The sequence below is a fragment of the Photobacterium proteolyticum genome, assembly GCF_001939735.1.
Classification (GTDB): Bacteria; Pseudomonadota; Gammaproteobacteria; order Enterobacterales; family Vibrionaceae; genus Photobacterium; species Photobacterium proteolyticum.
The window spans coordinates 327,189-348,146 of sequence record NZ_MJIL01000069.1 but is presented as its reverse complement, the minus strand read 5'-3'; the positions used below and the strand labels follow the sequence as shown (position 1 = coordinate 348,146).

Here is a 20,958-nt window from a genome sequence, read left to right as displayed (position 1 = left end):
TAAATAAGAGGGGATGCAGTGTCCTAACCTCGCGAGGGATGGTTCAAAATATGGTCTTCCCAGTCAATCACATCGATCTCATAGACGATCTTGTCGCGGACAGATTCATCGGCCTTGTGCATGGCGTCTTTGGAGCCGGTCAGCAGTGGGTGCCATTCGGGTAAGTCTTTGCCTTCTGCCAGCACGCGGTATGCACACGTTTCCGGGAGCCAGACAAATTCGTCAATTCGTTCACGAGTCAGCTTGAGGCACTCTTCACCGGACTCAAAGCGGTTCGGGTAATCTTTACAAGAACAGGTCTTTTCGTCCAGCAGGCTGCAGGCAACATTGGTGTAATAGATCTCGTCGGTATCATCATCAATCAATTTATGAAGGCAGCATTTACCACAGCCATCACAGAGTGATTCCCACTCCTGATCTGTCATTGCCTGTAAATCTTTTTCTTGCCAAAAATGTGCCATATACCCAGCCTTTTCTGTAACGACCCTCAACCCTTATGGTTAAGAAGGCGGTTTTATAGCCGCCCAGCAGGTAAAGTGCAAGTGTTTCATCGGGATCAGGCCGCATAAATTGCCGTAATAATAGTCATTATTATTTGCCGCCAATTAAGCCGATATTTTTTGCTTCGATAGCTATTGAATGGTAACTTTCGCCCCGTTTCGAGAGACTAATTAATTATAGGTGGGTTATGGAGTGTCGATTAGGTTGTGGGGCGTGCTGTATTGCACCGAGTATCTCTTCAGCCATTCCTGGGATGCCTAACGGGAAGCCTGCGGGGGTCCGCTGCATTCAGCTAAATGAGAACAATTTATGTAAGCTATTTGGCAAGCCGGAGCGTCCAGCTGTCTGCCATCACTTCAAAGCATGTCCCGACGTTTGCGGCAGCACATCAAAACAAGCAATCGAGAATATCACTGAGTTGGAAAGCATGACCTGACGCCATGCTCTACCCATTATAACTCGCTTATACAGCGACTTTACCGGTCAAAATTCGTAGTACCGACTTGGCATGCTCTACGGCCTGATGACCTGAGTAGGTCAGGTAACCACCGTCTTCATTTGTGACCAGTCCCTTGGCGTACAGTCGCTTCGCCGCTTCTACCAATTCAGGTGCAGCATCGCTACGTACCTTAATTCCTTCCATATCGCTGTGCATAGGAAATTTAACCAGCAAATTCATTTCATTAACCAGTTCAGCTGTATATGGCATAGTCACCTCTTTATTTCTTTGGCCTGACTTAATACTAGCGGCTGGGATGAATAAAAGTAGGTGGCGAGATCATAACAGTTGCAATCATCAGGCGGAAAAAGAGACGTGCTTCAAAGAAATGAGTTTTTCTAGTGAATAAAAAACCGCTCGACTGAGCGGTTTTTTTGATAGTTTTGCTTATTGTTCAATAATTAAGCTTGAATACCGACTATCAGCCAAGGGGCGTTTTGGGCACGCAAGTCACGTTCGAGGTGCCAGATATCGGTAATATCTTCTTCAACACCCTCGTTGCGATCTTTATATCGGCCTGAGAACTTAATGCTTATCTGCGCCGTGCTCGCATCGTAATCGGCACGGACCAGCTCGGCATCGACATACATCACTTCGGTATGCTGCTCACCATCCAGCTTTGCACGCTCAGCGGCTAAGTCGTCAAACAGCGCCGGGCTAACATACTCGCGGATCTTATCCAGCTCATTATGGTTCCAGGCACCCTGGATGATGCGGTAATGATCACGCGCGCCATTAAGAAACGCATTCATATTAAAGCCAGGAGGCAGATTAAACGGCACGTCACTGTCTGTTGAGGTGTAGCTTTCCTGCTGGGCAAAGCCAGAATTCATGCCTTCAGCAGCCTGGCGGTGCTGATTCTGTCGAGGAGAGTTACCGGCATAGGCTTCGCGATGGCCCATAGGTGTACGCTTTGCCCCTCGCATTGTCTTGAACAATTTGAAGATCACGAACGCAATCAGGCCGAAGATCAAAATATCCATGAACTGGATACCTTCAAATGCTCCGCCAAAGAAAGCAGCAAGTAGACCACCAGCCAATAAACCGCCAAGCAAGCCGCCCATTAATCCTTTTTTACTCGACTTCGCTGGTTGCTGTTGTTTTAGCGTGTCGGTCTGTTTCGGCTGCTGTTGTTTAACCGGCGCCGTTTTGAAACTTTTACCAAACGATTTACCACCGCCGAATTTCTTTGCTTCTGCATGCGGAGTCATAAAAGACACCGTCAAGATCAAAGCAAATACTGTGAAGAAGCGTTTCATTGATACGAATACCTTTGCCAAATATATGCTTTTGAATCCTAACGTGCTACTTCTGAATGTCAACTAAACAACCCAAGCAAATTGTTACTAATATTTATCCTTCTGGGACCAGCCCTTTCCTCGTACTGACATATTATCTAGTTGGTATTGTTGCACTTATTGCTAATATTAGTGTCCAATATCGGTATCACAACAACAGGAAATACTATGCAAGATACTCACAGCAAACTCATTGGCTACCTATTGTGGATTTTTGGTTTCACCGGTGCACATCGCTTTTATTACGGTAAACCAGTTACCGGTACCATCTGGTTCTTGACTCTGGGTTTACTGGGGATCGGCTGGTTAATCGATCTATTCCTGATCCCATCGATGGATCGCGAGGCCGATATCCGCTTCCAGAGCGGCGATGTTGATTATACCGTGGCCTGGCTCTTGCTCACTTTCCTTGGCGTATTTGGTGTTCATCGTATGTACATGGGTAAATGGCTAACCGGGATCCTCTATCTATGCACATTCGGTTTTTTCCTGATTGGGATTCTGGTTGATTTCTGGACATTAAATGATCAGGTGTCGATCCGAAATGCAGAAAATAGGCGCTAAAACCTGCTCTTTCCCGCACAAAAGTGGCTTAAATCCTGTTAAATGTGTATTCAAACTGTATGATTTAAGTCACAACAAACTCAGTAACCATAAAGCTGGCTTTGTTTCTGCTTGACCTGTCAAAGCGAGAGCAACTAAAATATCGAACATCGTTCTATATTATTCAGCTGACTTAATGAAGTCAGGACACTATGCTTACTGTGCAGCCACCATTCGGTGTATATCCATATTACAATTAGCTAAGTAAGACTATCTTCGATTAAGAGTAAATTCGATGGCAAGACGAAATGACCACACTCGTGAAGAGTTGGTAAGTATGACACTGGAGCAAGTCAAAAACTTTCTCGATGAACACCCACACCATGAGCTAAGCCTACGTAAAGTCGCTGCGATGATCGGCTATGTACCAAGCACCTTGGTCAACGTATTTGGTAACTACAACCTGTTACTTTTACATGCCGTTGCACAAACGCTGGATGAGTTGTTTGCCGAAGCGGAAGAGCAGATGAAGGATGTATCCTCTCCTGAAGATGCCCTGCGTAAGCTGGCCTACTGTTACCTGGATTTTGCCTCTCAGCATCCTTATCGCTGGCAACTGATCTTCCAGCACACCATGAACGGCGAAGAACTCCCTGAATGGCAGTCTGAGCGTATCGACAGCATGACCGGTATGCTGGAAAGCCTGATCCGTCAGATCACACCAAGCAAATCGGACGAAGCTGTCCTGGAAGCAAGCCGCGTACTTTGGGCCGGGGTACACGGTATTACCTTGCTGACCGTCGACGACAAACTCTTTACCTCGACGCCTGTTGACGGCAAGGCACTGATCGACAACCTTATCGACACTTACCTGAACGCCTGGCAGGCATAATCGGAGACTTCAATGAGTGTAAAGCCCCAGTCTCGCCTGCTAACTAAACAGCGTTTTTTACCGTATTTCCTCACCCAGGCATTTGGGGCTTTCAATGACAATGTGTATAAGAATGTACTGCTCATTCTTATTGCATTTGCGGCCCCCGGTACTCTGCCGATCAACTCCGATCTGGTTATCAATCTCGCGGCGGGGTTGTTTATTCTGCCGTTTTTTCTATTCTCAGCTTCTGCAGGTGTCCTTGCCGACAAATATGACAAGGCACTGATCATGAGAGTCGTCAAAATGGCCGAGATAGTGATCATGTCACTGGCGACCATCGCTTTCTTGACTGAAAGCTATATGGCACTATTGGTACTGCTGTTCTTAATGGGGACACAATCAGCGTTTTTTGGCCCGGCCAAATATGCCCTGCTGCCACAGCACCTTAAAAGAGAAGAGCTTGTATCAGGTAATGCACTGGTTGAAACCGGTACATTCTTGGCTATTCTGCTCGGTACTCTGCTTGCCGGTGTCATTGCTAACCAGGAAAATGCCACCGTTATTGCCGCAACCAGTGTCGTCTGTTTTGCAGTAATCGGCTATCTCAGTTCACGCTGGATCCCAGAGGCAAAACCAAGCAACCCCGATATCCCCTTTAAGTGGCACCCAGTACGCCAGACGCGTCACACTCTGTCTATCGCCCGCAAGGACAAGACTATTTTTCAATGCGTCATGGGGATCAGCTGGTTCTGGTTTTTAGGCGCCTGCTACTTAACCCAATTTCCTAATTTTGCCAAACTCCACCTAGGCGGTAGTGCCGCAGCGGTCTCTTTCTTGTTGACCCTTTTCTCCATCGGCATCGCTATCGGCTCATTGCTCTGCGACCGATTATCCGGCCACCGTATTGAACCGGGAATTGTGCCCCTCGGCAGCCTGGGGATCACCATATTTGGTGCCGACCTGATGTTTGCAACACCTGAACTCGTCACGGCAAGTCAGAGTTTCTTAACATTTGTGACTAACCCTGAATTGCTACGGGTATTTGTTTCTCTGACTATGCTCGGCGTGTCCGGTGGTATCTTCATTGTTCCCCTGTATGCCATGATGCAGAGCCGGGCCAAAGAGGAAGAGCGTGCACAGGTTATTGCGGCAAATAACATCTGGAATGCCATCTTCATGGTGGTCAGCGCCATCACGGCAATTGTATTTTTGTCGGTGCTAGGACTGTCGATTCCGCAGTTCTTCCTGTTCCTGTCGTTGTTAAACTTTTTTGTCGTCCTCTACATCTACACCCAGGCCCCTGATTTTTTCTGGCGCTTTGTTGTCTGGCTGGTCAGTCACACCATGTATCGGGTTCGTCATAAAGAACTGTCCAATATTCCAACCAAAGGCGGTGCGCTAATTGTCAGCAATCACGTCAGCTATATGGATGCGCTGCTATTGGCCGGAGCCTGCCCAAGACCAATCCGGTTCTTGATGGACAAGGATATTTACAATATCCCGTTCATCAAGGCCTTCTGTAAAGCCTGCAAAGTCATCCCTATCGACTCCACAGATCGAAAATCGATCCTCAAGGCTTTCGTCAAAGTTAACGGCTATCTGGAGCAGGGGGATATTGTCTGTGTCTTTCCAGAGGGACAACTCACCTATGATGGTGAAGTCGGACCTTTTATGCGTGGCATTGACCTAATTATCAAGCGATCGAATGTGCCTGTAATACCGGTAGCATTACAAGGCCTTTGGGGCAGCTACTTCAGCCGCGAAGGCGGACGTGCGCTACTGAAGATCCCCAAGCGTTTTTGGTCTAAGGTCGATATCGTCGCAGGCTCTCCTGTCGAGGCCAAACAGGCAAACAGTACGATGCTAAGGGAACAAGTCCTGACATTACGGGGCGGGAATAAATAATGTTGTAGTTAACCCCTAGCCCTCCCCTTCATAAGGGGAGGGAACATAAAGGCTTCACATTAAAGAGCTTAGTACCAGACTCATTCCTGTGTATCAAGCCACTCAGCCAGGCGTTTACGCGAGACCTTGATCCCGCCCGCTCCCAGGTTATCGGGCATTTCCAGGTATTCAACCGGGCGACGGAATGTCGTGACTCTTTCCTGCATATACTCGTGCAGTTTCTGCTTAAGATTATTATCGAGTGGCGTTTCTGCTTCGACAACCGCAACCGGACGCTGACCATACTCACTGTCATCGACAGGCAGCACAAATGCCTGTTTCACACCAGGGTGTGCCAGCAGCTCCTTCTCGATCATCTCAGGCTGAATGTTTTCACCGCCAGAAATAAACATGTTATCGATCCGGCCAAGAATATGGAGCTCTTCGCCAGACCAGTGGCCAAGATCCTTGGTTGCGAACCACTCGGCATCAGCAACCGGAAAAATAGTCTTATTACGATAATATCCGATGCACTGCGTCTTACCCCGTACCAAGATTTCACCGTCTTTCAGAGTAAGATCCCGGTTGGGCAGCACACTGCCGACACCACCGCTGGCATCTGCCCGTTTGGCCGTCACGGTTGAGCCCATTTCGGTCAGACCATAACCACACCAACAATTAATCCCGGCAGCCTCAGCCTGTTTCGTCAAACTGACAGGGATAACCGCGCCCCCCAGTAGCACCTGCTTTAGGGCTAATGAAGTTGAATCAGGACGGTCTTGCGAGGCCAGTAGCCGCTGAAGCTGAGTCGGAACCAATGATGCGTGGGTAACGGTAGCAAGAGCCGTCTCGAACTGTGCAGGTTCGGCAACAACCAGTCCCGCCCCGCGATATAACCATCGCCAGACAATTGCCAGCCCCGAGATATGAAATAACGGTAACGACAGCAGCCAGCTATCCTGCTCACCATAATCCATCCACTCCAATAACCCGGCAGCACTTGCCAGCTGGCTTTGTGCAGAGTGCACCACAGCCTTTGGTTGCCCGGTAGAGCCTGACGTCAAAGTCAAGGTCGCCGGGCGCGTCGGCTGCCAGGTTACCGGTACCAAACGAGGCTGCTGAGGTGGCAACAGGCTCACTCGGGCGTAATGTTCGAATGCATGTTCGTTTTTGGCGGGATACCAGATGAAATCACATTGCAGCGAATCAAGCTGCTGGTCCAGCTCAGGCCGACTGCTTCTCGGGTTTAAGCCCACATATCGGGCTCCGACCCGGATGGCAGCCAGAATCAGCCACAGTACCTGCACCGAGTTAGGGGCAACAACAGCAATAAGCTGATCACGCTTCACCCCCTGCTCAACCAGACCCTGTGCATACTCATCAACACGCGCCGAAACCTCAGCCCAGCTAAATGTCTGCTCGCCAAAAGACAAAGCGGCCGTTGACGGCCGCTTTGTTGCCCAGTGTTGCCAGGGCCATGTGGCAAAGTATGACGTTACTTCTGCCATACTACCTCAAGTTCAGACAATCCGGTTACCGACAGATCGCAATTCGGCCACGGTGTTTCAAGCTGCGCCCTGAACAATTGCATGGTATCAAGTCCAGGGATCACACCCGGTGTCTGCCAGGCCGCAAAACGTGCGAGCTGATTCAGCCCCAGGCTCGACTCCATGCTGGAGCTGATCACTGCGGTCAGCTTGGCGTCATGCGCTTGCTCAACAAGCTCCATACAACGCTGAACAGAGCCCACCAGAGTCGGTTTAATTACAATTGCGACCACGCCAGGTTCTGCTTTGACCTCAAACCCTTCGTCACGGACCGTTTCGTCCCATGCGATATTGATACCGGTTTCCGCGGCAAAAGCCAGGCTGTCAGCCGGCGTCTTGCACGGCTCTTCAAGAAACGCAATGCCGGCACGATGCTCAGGCTTAACATACTTGGCAAACTGCTGTGCTTTCAGCGGCGTCCATTTTCGGTTGGCATCCAGACGTAAACGGATCTCCGGGATCGCCTCGATAAACATGTTGGCGACCATGCCATCGCGAACTGCCTCATACATGCCGACCTTGATTTTGGCAATCTTATCGCCCGACATCTTGCTAAGTTCTTCGACCAAATCGTCCGGATCACCGGCACACAGCGGTGCAACCTGATAGTTACCTTCCGCTGGCAGGCCACCGGCCAATTCAAGCTCGGCCATACTCAGGCCAAATGCTACCGAAGGAAGCGCAGTAGCATAATCAAGCGCTTCTCCGTTTACCCAGGCATTCAGCAGTTGCTGAGCCTGCTGGCCAGCCTGCTCAGCCGTTTCCTGACTAAACTCCGGCAACGGCGCAACCTCACCGAAACCGACAGCCTCACCGTCACGTAATTCAACAATCCAGCCCTCACGGGTTACCAGACGCTGATTACGCAGAATTACACCACTGTCCATTGGCAGCTGGTACTGATACAACTTTGCGCTACGCATAAATTCAGTACTCGCTTATGGGTTACGTTTGAACTTGCTGAAGTCCGGACGGCGCTTCTCGTTAAACGAGTTACGACCTTCCTGACCTTCTTCTGTCATGTAGAACATCATCGTCGCATTACCTGCCAGCTCCTGCAGACCCGCCTGACCATCACAGTCGGCATTCAGGGCCGCTTTCAGGCAACGTAGCGCCATAGGGCTATGCTGCAGCGTCTCGCGACACCAGCGGACTGTCTCACGCTCTAGCTCTTCGTATGGGACAACATGGTTTACCAGGCCCATATCCAGAGCTTCCTGAGCATCATAGAAACGACACAGGAACCAAATTTCACGTGCTTTCTTCTGGCCAACAATACGTGCCATGTAAGAAGCACCCCAGCCGCCGTCAAAAGAGCCGACTTTAGGACCTGTCTGGCCAAACTGGGCATTATCTGCCGCGATTGTCAGATCACACATCATGTGCAGAACATGACCACCGCCAACGGCATAACCAGCCACAGAGGCAATCACCGGCTTAGGACACGTGCGGATTTGACGCTGGAAATCCAACACGTTCAGGTGGTGGGTACCTGATTCATCACGGTAGCCGCCGTAGTCACCGCGGATCTTCTGATCACCGCCCGAGCAAAACGCATCTTTACCCTGACCCGTCAGAACAATTACGCCAACCTGCTCGTCGTAGCGGGCATCAGCCAGCGCATCAATCATCTCTTTCACTGTCTGAGGACGAAATGCATTGCGTACCTGTGGACGGTTAATGGTGATCTTCGCGATACCATCTGCTGATTTTTCAAAAAGAATGTCTTCATAACCTTCTGAACAATCCGTCCATTCTGCCGGTGCATACAGTTCTTCTTCAGTCAGACCTACGGTTCTTGCCATGATTTATTCCAATCTATCTAAAAAATGAGTGACAGCCATACTGAACTCATGAGGTAGTTCAACATGGACATTATGCCCCGCTGACGGGATCACGGTCAGATCCAATCCCGAGTTTTCAGCCAGGCTTCTGAATTTGTTGTCGTTCTCTCCGCAAATATAGTGAACCGGGAACGACAATTGTTCAACCCGTAACTGCAGCTCGGGTTGTTTGGCTAACGATGTAGCCTGTAACATACGTGCTATACCAGCCCCAAGGTTATCACTGCGTTTTGAGATCAAACTTTGTCTTTGGTCATGATTTAGTGACGAAAAAACAGATTGCTGATACCAATCGGCCAGAACTTGGGAAATAGGTTCTGACGCAAATCGCTGTGCCCATTTCTGATCATTGGCTAGTCTGGCGGCACATTCTGCGCGCGGAAGACCAAAATGACCGCCTTCGAGTACCATCCCAACCAGTTTTCCCCGATGCTGATTGTCAGGAAAACAAGCATGATACATGGCGAGGCGAGCTCCCATCGAGTAGCCAATCAGCACATAAAAGCGAACATTGCGGTGTGACAGGGTTTGCAAGATCTGCCGGTTTACCTGCTCGAAATCGGACGGCATCAATAGCTGACTATGACCATGCCCGGGCAAATCAATCGTCAGGCAGTCATACGATGCCGACAAACTATTTACCACCTGGCGCCAGTCTTGCCCGGAGCCAAGCAGACCATGCAGAAAAACCAGCACCGGGCGCTCAGTGCCATCTCCGGTCCGACAGCCATAAGTTTCAGAGTAAAGTGGCATTCCTCACCTCTGCAAACAGTGCCTTTATCAGCTCACCGCTTTGACCTGACGGCGTTTTGATTTCGATCAGTGTCGCTCCCGGTTGGCTTAACCCCTGACGACAAGCCTGTTCGGCTTCCTGCAATGAGTTCGGACAGGAATAATTTAATCCGAACATAGCAGCAGCATGGCTGAATTCCAGCCCGTGCGGCATCCGGTACAAGGATTCTTTCTGCTGCTCAGGAACGGGCAAGAGATCAAAAATCGCCCCGCCATCGTTATTGGTCACCAGCACCACAACCGGGTAGTCAGCCTGTTTCAACAGTGCCAGAGAGTTGAGATCATAAAGCAGCGATGTATCGCCCAGCACACAAAGCAAAGGGGCCTGTCTTGCCTGCTGCACTCCTGCCGCCGTTGCAATCAGGCCATCAATACCGGATGCGCCGCGATTGGCAAACGTTGCGGTTAGTGGCAACTGACCACACATATCCAGCAGACGAACAATCAGGCTATTGCCGAGAAACAGTTCGGTATGCTCTGGCAACCAGCAAGGCAAATGAGCCGCCAGGCTGACCTCATTCAGACTCTTCTCGCGTCCGGCCAATAATTCAAAATACCCGGCTGAGGCGCGTTTTAGTGGCTCAGCCCAACCAGAGTGAACAGAAGCAGACAATTGCTGAGTTGCGATTTCAGCCCAAACTCTGATATTTGCCTGAATACGCTGGCTACGGCGGTGAGATGGGTCCAGCCGTATCGACAGAGGATCCACCAGCCAATAGTCCTGCCACTGCCGCTCGGCTATCAATTGCAATAGGCGTTTAGAGACTAAACGGGCACCGAACTGTAATACTGCCTCAGCCTGTTCAATATGTCGGCGACACTCGGCATTTTGCATCCAGACATCATAACCGGCCCAGTCACTGGTTCCGCCCGCCTGGGGATCAACCAATAATGGCCAACCCAGTTTATCAGCCAGCACCTGAACCGCAGACAATTCACCAGGTAACATCCTACCGGCAACAACAAGCCCTTTCTTCGCGACCAGCGAAGACCAGGCTAGATTGTCCAGCGTGACCTGTCCGGCATCAGCCTGTTGGAAATGAGTATACGGCTGATCATCAGCCAGCCATTCTTTCAGCGGTGAAAGGTAGTGGGAAAAATCGACGTCTTCACCGTACAAAGGCTCGGGATAACGGCAATTAAAGTGAATGGCACCACCTTGAATCGATTGCTGATACATGGCCGTATCAATCGTAGTCAACAACCAGCCAGGCGCAATTTCAAGCGTCGGCGACGGGATATCGTGAAATTCAGTCACATGGTCGGAAAAAATGCCATGCTGACGAATAGCCTGATTCGCGCCGCACTGGATCAGCTCCACGGGGCGATCCGATGTCAGCACTACCAGTTTTTCGCCTGTCAAACCGGCTTCGGCAACAGCTGGCAATAAATTGGCAACGGCGGTACCCGAAGTCACAATCACGGCAACAGGCTGTTGCGATGCTTTCGCAATACCCAACGCCAAAAAGCCCAACCCGCGCTCATCAAAGTGAGTATGCAGCGTCAGCCTGTCATTATTGGCCGCCGCCAGAGTCAAGGGAGTAGAACGAGAGCCAGGCGCAATACACACATGTTTAACGCCCAGCCGTACCAGTTCTTCGAGCATCAGGCCAGCCCACTGGTTATTCAGGGCAGCCCGATATGCGGAAGCATCACTCTGAACCGATAACGGTGTTAATCCAGCCCGAGTCATGCAGATTTACGCTCCAGTTCCGGTTCATCGGAGCCGAGCAGGCTGCATAGCGTCGAAGTCTTGCGATCCAGCTCCTGCCATTCGCTGTCAGCAGTAGAACCAGGAACAATGCCCGCCCCTGCAAACAGGTGAAGCTCTTCGCCCATGATTAGCGCACTGCGGATAGCTACACAGAACTCACTGCGCTGACGGCTAAGAAAACCCACCGCACCACTGTACCAGCCCCGGGCAAAAGGTTCATGCTCGGTAATAAAATCCAATGCCTTGTCACGGGGCAAGCCGGCAATGGCCGCGGTCGGCTGCAGGCTATCTAACAGATCGGCACTGTAGACCTGCTCATTAAGCTGGGCACCAATACTGCGTTTCAAATGTTGCACTTTGCGCAGACGGACCAGCTCCGGCGTGTCGGCAACGTTCATCGTTGCACAGCGGGGCACCAGGCGGCTGACAATATCATCCACCACCAGACGGTTCTCATAGCGGTTCTTATTGTCGTCCATAAGCCATTGCGCCAATTGGTCGTCTTCCGACAGATCCTGCCCGCGGCCTATCGTGCCCGCCAGTGCTTCGGTTTGCAGATCGCGCTCCTGACGCAGGAACAGACGCTCTGGCGTCGAGCCGACAAAACAGTGCTTGGCATCCATCGCCATCATGAAATGAAAACTGCTGATATTGCGGCTTCGACTGGCCTTGAGTAGCTGTGCCGGTGAAACAGGCAGATCAAGCTGCAACGTCGTGCGTCGCGCCAGAACCACCTTTTCGAAAATATTTTGTGAAATCGCATCCAGCGCATTACCGATCATCGCAGACCAACCAGCAAAGTCTGGCGCATATGAGCGACCTAGGATCTTACTTTTTATCTCAGGCACTTCCGTTGTGTCTGGCGTGACCTGTGACAATGCCTGCAAAGTACATTCTTTGTCATCTGCCGAGAGGTTTACGGCCAGCTGCCAGTTGCCGTCCAAACGGATCACTTCCAGCTGCGGCAAAAAGAAAAAAGAAGAAAGGCAACGCCGGTTACGGCTGGTCCGGCCGTCAAAAGAGCGCCCGCCCCAGATGCGTTGTTCGTCCGATAGCACTTTTTCTGCCGCCATCGGATCGGAAAAAGTTTTGATCTGGCCCAGTGCCACTACCTCTTCACGGCTATCACGAGACTGCCAGTAAAATTTCGGAAAGAGAGGTTGTGACTCCATCCAGTCAATAAGGTCGGTATTGGCCGGTAAATCCAGCGCTACCGTTAATCGTTGGGTTGTTTGTGTCGCCTGTTGAATTTTCTTAATCAAAGACTCAACTGCTGTTTGTAACGCGGTCAAGGTAACCTCACTCAGCTCTAAGCACCCTAGCGGCTCATCCCTGGCTGATTGTTAATATGCCAATCACTTGGCACATAATTCTACCTTCATGTGGGTTAAATGCTTAACCACATAGTGAATGTGCCATTCTACCTCAGTTCATGCAGTCTGACTAATAAAGTAATTAGTCAACACGACTCTTCATATCTCATCACAACTGATCACGGCACCCGACAAAGTATTTCCTCCCGGTCAGGTACCATTTCAGCCACCAAGCTCAAAACAATTATGGTGCGAACACCTCGACGGCAGATCTGAAACCAGTGGATCACACCTAAGCAAATAGAATTTAATTACACAAAACACTATTCTTCACGATTTTTTCCTGTCGGGTATTTATTTTATACAGATTCATAGTGTAATTTGTTGTCAACACATAATAATTTGCGCAGGAATCAAGCAATGCACAACATCGGGATGTCATCCAAGTTAAATAATGTTTGCTACGACATACGGGGTCCCGTTCTCAAACATGCCAAACGCATGGAAGAAGAGGGCCACAAAATTCTGAAGTTGAACATCGGCAACCCGGCCCCGTTCGGCTTCGATGCACCAGATGAGATCCTGGTTGATGTGATCCGTAACTTGCCGACATCACAGGGCTACTGTGATTCAAAAGGCATTTATCCGGCCCGGAAAGCGGTTGTGCAGCATTACCAAAAACGCGGCATGCTCGACATTGATGTCGAAGACGTCTATATCGGTAACGGTGTCTCCGAGCTTATCATGATGTCTATGCAGGCACTGCTCAACAATGGTGACGAGATTCTGGTACCGGCACCGGACTACCCGCTCTGGACAGCGGCAGTGTCGCTTTCTGGCGGAAACCCGGTTCACTACATCTGTGACGAGGAAGCTGACTGGTACCCCGATCTTGACGATATACGCAGCAAAATCACACCCAATACCCGCGGTATTGTACTTATCAACCCGAACAACCCGACAGGTGCAGTTTATAGCCGTGACTTTCTGCTGGAAGTGGTAGAGATAGCCCGCCAGCATAACCTGATTATTTTTGCCGACGAGATTTACGATAAAATCCTGTACGAAGGTGCCCAGCATACTTCTATCGCCCCGCTGGCCGAAGATGTTTTCTGCGTCACCTTTAACGGGCTGTCAAAATCATACCGCGTTTGCGGCTTTCGCGCAGGCTGGATGATCCTATCTGGGCCGAGGCACCTAGCCAAGCCTTATATAGAAGGGCTCGAGATGCTGTCGTCGATGCGCCTTTGTGCCAATGTCCCGATGCAGCATGCTATCCAAACCGCGCTCGGTGGCTACCAGAGTATCAACGAGCTGATCCTGCCCGGCGGACGTCTGCTCGAGCAGCGCGACAAAGCCTATGACATGATCACCTCAATCCCCGGTATTTCCTGCGTGAAGCCCAAGGGAGCACTGTACTTATTCCCGAAACTGGATCAGAAAAAGTTCAATATTGTTGATGATGAGCGAATGGCGCTGGACTTCTTGCAGCAGGAAAAAGTCCTGCTGGTCCACGGTACCGGTTTTAACTGGAAGAAACCGGATCATTTCCGCATCGTCACCCTGCCACGGGTTGACGATCTCGAACTGGCAATCGGCCGCCTTGAGCGCTTCTTGCATAGCTACCGCCAATAATCATTGCCCCATCCAAGCCAAACCCAGCCAAGCCTCAGTTTTTACTGGGGCTTTTATTTACCTCACGTCTTTTTCTGTTACCTTTAACTAGATAGGCCAAACTGATTACAGCCAATCAGCCTCACTCTCAGCCGCAAAAGAAGTATCGATATGGAAAAAAGTCATTTTTTTGCCCATTTGGCACGTATGAAGCTCATCCAGCGCTGGCCGCTAATGCGAAGTGTCTCAACCGAGAACATCTCGGAACATAGCCTTCAGGTCGCTTTTGTCGCCCATGCTCTGGCACTGATCAAAAACCGTAAATTCGGCGGCAACACCAATCCCGAGCGCATTGCCCTGCTCGGTATGTTCCATGACACCAGCGAAGTGCTGACGGGTGATATGCCGACCCCGATCAAATATTACAACCCGACCATTGCCGAAGAGTATAAAAAGATTGAACTTGCTGCCGAGCAAAAGCTGCTGTCGATGCTGCCGGAGGAATTTCGGGACGACTACGCGCCGCTGCTCGATAGCCACTCTATCAACAAAGAGGATTATGCCATCGTCAAGCAAGCTGACAGCTTGTGTGCGTACCTCAAATGCCTTGAAGAACTCAGTGCCGGCAACCATGAATTTACCCAGGCCAAGAAACGCCTCGAACAGACCCTGTCGGAGCGCTCCAGTCCCGAGATGCAGTACTTTCTCGATACTTTTGTAGATAGTTTCAACCTAACGCTGGACGACATCAGTTAATGACACAATTTATTCTCGCTCCCACCTGGGAAAACCGAAAAAGCAATGAACAGAAAGTTCGCCGCAACGACCATCGCTCAGCCTACCAGCGCGACCGGGCAAGGATCCTGCACTCTGCCGCATTCCGTCGCTTGCAGGCCAAAACTCAGGTTCACGGAGCCGGGCATCATGACTTTTACCGCACCCGGCTAACGCATTCTCTGGAAGCCTCCCAAATTGGCACCGGCATTGTGGCCCAATTGAAAATCAAACAACCGACGTTTCGTGATCTGCTGCCATCGACTAGCCTGATGGAAAGCCTGTGTCTGGCACATGATATCGGCCACCCTCCCTTTGGCCACGGCGGCGAAGTCGCACTGAACTACATGATGCGCGAACACGGAGGCTTCGAAGGCAACGCCCAGACATTTCGTATCGTTACCCTGCTCGAGCCTTATACCGAACATTTCGGCATGAACCTGTCACGCCGCACCCTACTCGGGCTACTGAAATACCCAGCACTGATTAGCAATACCCGAGCAACAGAACTACCAGCAGAAGTGGCCAACTATCGTCACCTCAAGGCCAAGGACTGGCACCCTGCCAAAGGGGTGTATAACGATGATACGGAAACCTTCGAATGGGTGCTGGCACTGCTCTCCGATCACGACCGCGAACTCTTTAGCCAGATGCGCTGTCAACGCAGCCGCCCGACAGAGCACCTGAAAACGCGCTTCAAATCACTCGATTGCTCGATTATGGAGCTGGCCGATGATATCGCCTATGGTGTGCATGATCTGGAGGATGCCATCGTGATGGGTATCGTCACCCGCGAGCAATGGCACGAGGCCGTTGCCAGCAAGCTTGCCGACTGCGGTGAGCCCTGGCTGGAGGCCCGTATTGGCAAGCTCAGCGAACAGCTATTCGGCACCCACCACCAGCGCAAAGATGCCATCGGGGCAATGGTCAACGCCCTGCTGACTTCCATTCATATCGCTCCGGCTATTCAAAACGGCGTCGATAGTTTTGACGAGCCTCTTCTCCAGTGGAATGCCTTCCTCTCCGAGTCGATGGAGCGAGTGCTAGAGGTATTAAAACAGTTTGTCAGTGATTTTGTGGTGAAAAAACCGGAGATCCAGTTGCTCGAATACAAAGGGCAACAACTGGTGATGGAACTGTTCGAAGCATTTGCCTCCGACCCGGAACGCTTGCTTCCGGCCAATACTCGGGAGCGATGGGAGAAGGCCATCAGCAACGGAGAAAATGCGCACAGGATCATTGCGGATTACATCTCGGGAATGACTGATGGCTTTGCCCAGCGACTTTACAGCACTCTATTCCAGCCAACCACCGCCGTTGGCGTCGGCCACGAAGGCCATGGGTTTTAGACAAACCCCTCCCCATTTTCAAGGGGGGAGGTTGGGAGGGGGTTCGCGAAACACCATCCTAGCCCTCACCTTGAAAAGTGGAGGACACTAGACCACGACAGCCTAACCATAAATTAGGAATTAGAATCTTGAGTTTCACGTTTATAATTCCGCTCAAACACCCCCTCGGGCATTTGCTGGATCTGAAAATCAATCATTCGGTTGAAAGCATCAATCAAGGGGGAGAACTTGGCTTCCCCTTCGAGCGCGGCCAAAGCCAGATAACCGGCCTCGACGGTTGAAACCCCCTGCTCTTTGGGTGACTTGCGGATCCGGTAATTACCCTTCTCGACATTATCCAGATTAACCGTAGGCAGGACCTGGAGGTTACTGGACAACTGCCACATTTTGTAGGCTTTTTTCCATGTCCCATCAAGCAAAATCAGTACTCGTTTTACGCCTTCATGCTGCGGCTGCCGGGCCAGTGAAGAAACAGGCTCCGAATATTCTCCAGGGTATACAATATAGACATCTCGCAAAGGATCGCTTAACAAGGTGTTCAGCTCATCATGATCAGAAAAATCCTCTCCAACCCACAACCGGGCATTGGGTAAAGAGAGCGTCAGTATACGTGCGGTACCAATTGCACGTTTTACCTCTGAAGGATGTTGTAATATCCAGAGTTCGGTTTTAGCATCAACAGTTTGGATCCAGCTGCAAATACAGGCTTTTTGGGCCTTGCCGCACTGCTCACAATATCGGCTCATCGAGGTGACCTTGTCTATTCGTACTTTTCTGATTATTGCCATCACAGCTCTTTTCATCGCACAGTGGCCCGTCGCCCAATACTGGTTGGCCTGGGATCGCAGTGCAATACTCGATGGCGAAGTCTGGCGGATCCTAACAGGAAACCTGACCCATACCAATTGGCCGCATATGATAATGAATACCATGGCGCTGGCAATCATCACATTCATTTATCGGTTACATTACTCTGCCCGCCCATATAGCTTGCTAATACTGGCACTCTCGGCTGTCGTTGGGCTTGGGATCATAGCGACCGACATTCAGTGGTATGCTGGGCTATCAGGGGTACTTCACGGGCTCTTTGCCTGGGGGGCAGTAAGAGATATCCAGACCAAACAGAAAGGTGGCTGGCTGCTTATGCTGGGGCTCGTTGGTAAAATCGCTTCTGAACAATACTTCGGCGGCTCGGCCAGCTCAGCGGCACTTATCGGGGCACGCATAGCTATCGAAGCACACCTTCTCGGTGCCATTGCCGGTGTAGTCTGCGCACTAATCCCGGTCATATTGAAGAAAAGCTTAAATAAAAACAAGCTCTTAAATTAATAACTGCCGAACACTCTTTACACACACCATTGCAAATGAGAATTATTATTGACAACACCAGCCTTAACTTGCATTATAAATACAAGTTAAGATCAAACCAATTTAGTTCTCACTTGCATGATAAGAGGTCATTATGAGCCATCTACGAATTCCAGCTGATTGGACAATTCAGCGTTCAACCCCTTTCTTTACCAAGCAGACGGTACCAGCGGCATTGCTATCGCACCATAATACGGCAGAAGGTGTGTTCGGACAGCTTTGTGTTATAGAAGGTAGCGTTACTTATCACGGTTTCGCGAATAGTGAGGCAACCGAGCCCGAAATGACAGTTGTCATCAATGCCGGCCAGTTCGCAACCAGTCCACCTCAATACTGGCACCGCATCGAAATCTCAGAAGACGCACAGTTCAACATTAACTTCTGGTCAGAGAAAGAAAAGAAAGATCAGCCCCTATTCAATACCAAGAAATAACCAACAATTACCAAGAAATGGAACCCCCCCTTCACTCAAACAGCTTCGCCAAGGAAGGCGAAGAAGAACCACATACCTCTCTTCTTCAGCCGCTGTACTTTGAAGAAAGATTAAAGCTTAATTCGCTCCCGGTTCTTGGCGACAGTCGCAGCGCCTATCCCCTTCACATTTTCTAGCTCGTCAGCTGTGGCAAACGTACCATGAGTATTACGGTATTCAATGATATTTGCTGCTTTGTCCGGCCCAATACCAAGTAATAACTTGTCCAGCTCTTCAGCATTCGCTGTATTGATATTCACCGTGATCTCAATACCCTCATGTGAATCACCACTAGCATGCCCCACAGGAACAAAGCATAGCGCGGCAATCAGTATTACCGCATGAAAGAATACATTCAAAATTAACCTCCACTAATTACAAACCAAATAGGAATATTTCGCGGTTCTGCGGTAATTAGCTTAAATCGGGAGGAAGGGAGGTAAATAGAAATGCATAATGATATGGCAGAAAAACGACGGGCCGCACAATGGCGGCCCGTTAACGAATTGCTAAATTACAATTAGTTTGCTGGTGCATCCAGAGTTGGATAACTAACCTCAGCCGTGTTTCTCAGTACTTCCAGTGTAGCCATTACATCCTGCTGTGCATTCATCTGCTCAACCTGAGTGGCCAACTGGCTGTCTGATGCAACCTGATCAACATCTGCCTCAATCACTTCATCCAAAGCGATAATCAGCACATTGCCGGACATGTCACGCGTCATACCGTAAACTGCTTTGCTATCGACAGGCTTGGCTAGCCCATAGGCAACCTGGGCAACCATACGGTCAGCACCAGAGCGGCTGATGGTTTGCGCATCAGAGAAGCTCAGTGACTCGGCTTCAAGGATACCTGTATTGCCGTCACGAAGCGCAGCAATGATCTCGTCAGCTTTTGCCTGTGCAGCCTGCTCGCCTTGCTGAGCTGCCAACTGCTGCTTAACGGAGTCAGATACCTCGTCGAAAGGTAGTACCATCTCATCACGAGAGTCTTCGACGCGTACAACAACGACATGCTCAGGACCAATCTCAATCACATCGGAGTTCAGGCCATCTTCACGCACTTCCGGACTAAATACCGCCTGCATTACTGCAGGGTTAGCCAATACGCCTGGCGCATCGTTCTGAGCGAAGAAGTCAGTAGTCTGTACCTCAGCATTCACAGCCGCTGCGGCATCGTCCAGCGAATCTGGCATTTCGAACGCCGTCTCGGCCAGCTGAGTCTGCAGGTCGTAGAACTCTTCTGCTGCACGCTGCTCACGAAGCTCGGCAACAATGTCATCGCGCACATCAGCAAATGGCTTAACCTTAGAAGCCTTGATATCGTCTAGCTTGATGATGTGGTAGCCAAACGAGGTCTTAACAACTGCAGATGTTTCACCTTTGTTCAGTGCAAATGCCGCATCTTCAAAAGCCGGATCCATCACACCGCGCTCAAACCAATCCAGCTTACCGCCTTCTTTGGCACTGAACGTATCGTCAGAAGACGACTCGGCCAACTGGGCAAAGTCCGCCCCGCCGTTTAGCTCAGCCAACAGAGTATCAGCCTTGGCTTTTGCTTCGCTGCTGTCACCTTGGATAAGGATATGGCTAGCTAAGCGCTGCTCGGCTGTGCCAAATTTAGCCTGGTTCTCTTCGTAAAAAGCTTTTGCATCGTCTTCAGAGATTTCCAGCGTGGTTTTCAGGCCCTCGCCTGACAGCTCGATGTAAGCCACTTTGACCTGATCAGGGCGGGTGAACATCTGTGGGTTCTGATCATAGAAAGCCTGGATTGCTTCCTCAGAAACATCTGCGTTCTTCTGAAACTCAGCCACGTCCAGAGTCAGGCTGCGGATAACACGCTGCTGCTTCTCAAGCTTAGTCAGTGCTGCCAGCTCATTGCCCAATGCAAAATCACTGCCCTGAATGGCAGTCAGTAGCTGCTGACGCAGCATATCTGTACGCATTGACTCGGCAAACATTTCCGGTGTGAAGCCAGAACGACGAAGCAAGGTATTATAAACCTCGTTGTCAAACTTACCATCACGCTGGAACTCAGGCATTGAGACAATCGAGCTACGGATCTGCTCATCACTGATACGCAAACCAAGCTCTTTGGCACGTTGCTCAACCAGTACATCATTGACCATGCGATCAAGCACGCTACGACGGAACTGCTGTACATAAGCCGGATCGCCCATCAGCGTTGTGAAGTACTCACCAAGCTGCGACTGCATACGGTTACGTTCATTCTGGTAGGCCTGCTCGAACTCACGCTGACTGATTTCTCGATCATCAATCTTTGCAGCGGCTTGCTCACTGCCACCGGCAAGGTAACTACCCACACCAGCAAAAACAAAAGATAAAATAATTAAGCCAAGAATGATCTTGACCCAAATGCTGCTAGCGCCTTCGCGCATACGCTCCATCATAATCTGCCGTATCTCCTACTCATTCGATCTGGCACTGTGGTTGTGAAGAATGCCTTCGGGTATCTAGCCAATAGGCACTAGATACTGAAAATTTCACCCTGATACAAAGTAAAAAAAGCGCATCAACTCGATGCGCCCTCATTTCATGCCAAGTTGTCAGTA

General features: G+C 50.3%; 21 protein-coding genes. 9 read left to right on the top strand and 12 right to left on the bottom strand.

The window, feature by feature from the left end; genetic code table 11:
• Positions 1-23: 23 nt before the first annotated feature.
• The gene (locus tag BIT28_RS12680) at positions 24-461 is read right to left on the bottom strand and encodes a YcgN family cysteine cluster protein (protein WP_075764195.1); all 438 of its coding nucleotides are present in this window, start codon (positions 459-461) and stop codon (positions 24-26) included.
• A gap of 227 nt (positions 462-688) precedes the next feature.
• On the opposite strand from BIT28_RS12680, the gene BIT28_RS12675 reads away from it, so the two are divergent.
• Complete coding sequence (locus BIT28_RS12675) at positions 689-937, top strand: YkgJ family cysteine cluster protein (protein ID WP_075764193.1); 249 nt, start codon at positions 689-691, stop codon at positions 935-937.
• 27 nt (positions 938-964) lie between these two features.
• Here BIT28_RS12675 and BIT28_RS12670 read toward each other — a convergent pair whose 3' ends face one another.
• Together BIT28_RS12670 and BIT28_RS12665 are read right to left on the bottom strand one after the other, a co-directional pair.
• A complete protein-coding gene (locus tag BIT28_RS12670) occupies positions 965-1,210 on the bottom strand; it encodes a TIGR02647 family protein (RefSeq protein WP_075764191.1) in 246 nt (81 codons plus the stop codon).
• 191 nt (positions 1,211-1,401) lie between these two features.
• A complete protein-coding gene (locus BIT28_RS12665; RefSeq protein WP_075764189.1) occupies positions 1,402-2,259 on the bottom strand; it encodes a Tim44 domain-containing protein in 858 nt (285 codons plus the stop codon).
• A 207-nt stretch (positions 2,260-2,466) separates the two neighbouring features.
• Here BIT28_RS12665 and BIT28_RS12660 point away from each other — a divergent pair, with 207 nt between their 5' ends.
• The 3 genes from BIT28_RS12660 to BIT28_RS12650 all read left to right on the top strand — a co-directional run bounded on the left by BIT28_RS12660 (position 2,467) and on the right by BIT28_RS12650 (position 5,620).
• Positions 2,467-2,862 carry an NINE protein gene (locus BIT28_RS12660; protein ID WP_075764187.1) on the top strand — a complete coding sequence of 132 codons (396 nt, stop codon included), beginning with the start codon at positions 2,467-2,469 and terminating at the stop codon, positions 2,860-2,862.
• 274 nt (positions 2,863-3,136) lie between these two features.
• Positions 3,137-3,733 carry a TetR/AcrR family transcriptional regulator gene (locus tag BIT28_RS12655; protein ID WP_075764185.1) on the top strand — a complete coding sequence of 199 codons (597 nt, stop codon included), beginning with the start codon at positions 3,137-3,139 and terminating at the stop codon, positions 3,731-3,733.
• A 12-nt stretch (positions 3,734-3,745) separates the two neighbouring features.
• Positions 3,746-5,620, top strand: a complete 1,875-nt coding sequence (locus tag BIT28_RS12650) for an MFS transporter (protein WP_075764183.1) — start codon at positions 3,746-3,748, stop codon at positions 5,618-5,620.
• An 80-nt stretch (positions 5,621-5,700) separates the two neighbouring features.
• Here the strand turns inward: BIT28_RS12650 and menE are convergent, their stop codons facing one another.
• From menE to BIT28_RS12620, 6 genes are read right to left on the bottom strand one after another with little or no spacing between them, the layout of a single operon-like run.
• Complete coding sequence (menE, locus tag BIT28_RS12645; protein WP_075764181.1) at positions 5,701-7,107, bottom strand: o-succinylbenzoate--CoA ligase; 1,407 nt, start codon at positions 7,105-7,107, stop codon at positions 5,701-5,703.
• Complete coding sequence (gene menC, locus BIT28_RS12640) at positions 7,095-8,069, bottom strand: o-succinylbenzoate synthase (protein ID WP_075764179.1); 975 nt, start codon at positions 8,067-8,069, stop codon at positions 7,095-7,097. The genes menE and menC overlap by 13 nt, the downstream gene beginning before the upstream one ends.
• 15 nt (positions 8,070-8,084) lie before the next feature.
• Positions 8,085-8,951, bottom strand: coding sequence for a 1,4-dihydroxy-2-naphthoyl-CoA synthase (gene menB / locus BIT28_RS12635; protein ID WP_075764177.1), 867 nt, complete (start codon positions 8,949-8,951; stop codon positions 8,085-8,087).
• A 3-nt stretch (positions 8,952-8,954) separates the two neighbouring features.
• Positions 8,955-9,743, bottom strand: coding sequence for a 2-succinyl-6-hydroxy-2,4-cyclohexadiene-1-carboxylate synthase (gene menH, locus BIT28_RS12630; protein WP_075764175.1), 789 nt, complete (start codon positions 9,741-9,743; stop codon positions 8,955-8,957).
• Positions 9,727-11,475 (bottom strand): 2-succinyl-5-enolpyruvyl-6-hydroxy-3-cyclohexene-1-carboxylic-acid synthase, encoded by a 1,749-nt coding sequence (gene menD / locus BIT28_RS12625; RefSeq protein ID WP_075764173.1) that lies wholly within the window; start codon positions 11,473-11,475, stop codon positions 9,727-9,729. Before menD ends, menH begins: the two co-directional genes overlap by 17 nt.
• Positions 11,472-12,788, bottom strand: a complete 1,317-nt coding sequence (locus tag BIT28_RS12620; protein WP_075764171.1) for an isochorismate synthase — start codon at positions 12,786-12,788, stop codon at positions 11,472-11,474. Before BIT28_RS12620 ends, menD begins: the two co-directional genes overlap by 4 nt.
• Positions 12,789-13,229: 441 nt before the next feature.
• Between BIT28_RS12620 and BIT28_RS12615 the strand changes: the two genes are divergently transcribed.
• From BIT28_RS12615 to BIT28_RS12605, 3 genes are all read left to right on the top strand, one after another.
• A complete protein-coding gene (locus tag BIT28_RS12615) occupies positions 13,230-14,444 on the top strand; it encodes a pyridoxal phosphate-dependent aminotransferase (protein WP_075764169.1) in 1,215 nt (404 codons plus the stop codon).
• A 150-nt stretch (positions 14,445-14,594) separates the two neighbouring features.
• Positions 14,595-15,179, top strand: coding sequence for a 5'-deoxynucleotidase (yfbR, locus tag BIT28_RS12610; RefSeq protein ID WP_075764167.1), 585 nt, complete (start codon positions 14,595-14,597; stop codon positions 15,177-15,179).
• Complete coding sequence (locus BIT28_RS12605; RefSeq protein WP_075764165.1) at positions 15,179-16,546, top strand: anti-phage deoxyguanosine triphosphatase; 1,368 nt, start codon at positions 15,179-15,181, stop codon at positions 16,544-16,546. Before yfbR ends, BIT28_RS12605 begins: the two co-directional genes overlap by 1 nt.
• 113 nt (positions 16,547-16,659) lie before the next feature.
• On the opposite strand, the gene BIT28_RS12600 is transcribed toward BIT28_RS12605, so the two are convergent.
• Entirely contained in the window at positions 16,660-17,292 is a 633-nt protein-coding gene (locus tag BIT28_RS12600; RefSeq protein WP_075764164.1) for a tRNA-uridine aminocarboxypropyltransferase, read from the bottom strand.
• A gap of 10 nt (positions 17,293-17,302) precedes the next feature.
• Between BIT28_RS12600 and rrtA the strand changes: the two genes are divergently transcribed.
• Both rrtA and BIT28_RS12590 read left to right on the top strand, forming a co-directional pair.
• Positions 17,303-17,875 (top strand): rhombosortase, encoded by a 573-nt coding sequence (gene rrtA, locus BIT28_RS12595; protein WP_075764162.1) that lies wholly within the window; start codon positions 17,303-17,305, stop codon positions 17,873-17,875.
• A 133-nt stretch (positions 17,876-18,008) separates the two neighbouring features.
• A complete protein-coding gene (locus tag BIT28_RS12590; protein WP_075764160.1) occupies positions 18,009-18,347 on the top strand; it encodes a TehB family protein in 339 nt (112 codons plus the stop codon).
• A gap of 110 nt (positions 18,348-18,457) precedes the next feature.
• On the opposite strand, the gene BIT28_RS12585 is transcribed toward BIT28_RS12590, so the two are convergent.
• Positions 18,458-18,745: a ComEA family DNA-binding protein gene (locus tag BIT28_RS12585; protein WP_089153676.1), complete on the bottom strand. Its 288-nt coding sequence runs from the start codon at positions 18,743-18,745 to the stop codon at positions 18,458-18,460.
• A gap of 161 nt (positions 18,746-18,906) precedes the next feature.
• Positions 18,907-20,796 (bottom strand): peptidylprolyl isomerase, encoded by a 1,890-nt coding sequence (gene ppiD / locus BIT28_RS12580; protein ID WP_075764156.1) that lies wholly within the window; start codon positions 20,794-20,796, stop codon positions 18,907-18,909.
• Positions 20,797-20,958 lie beyond the last annotated feature (162 nt).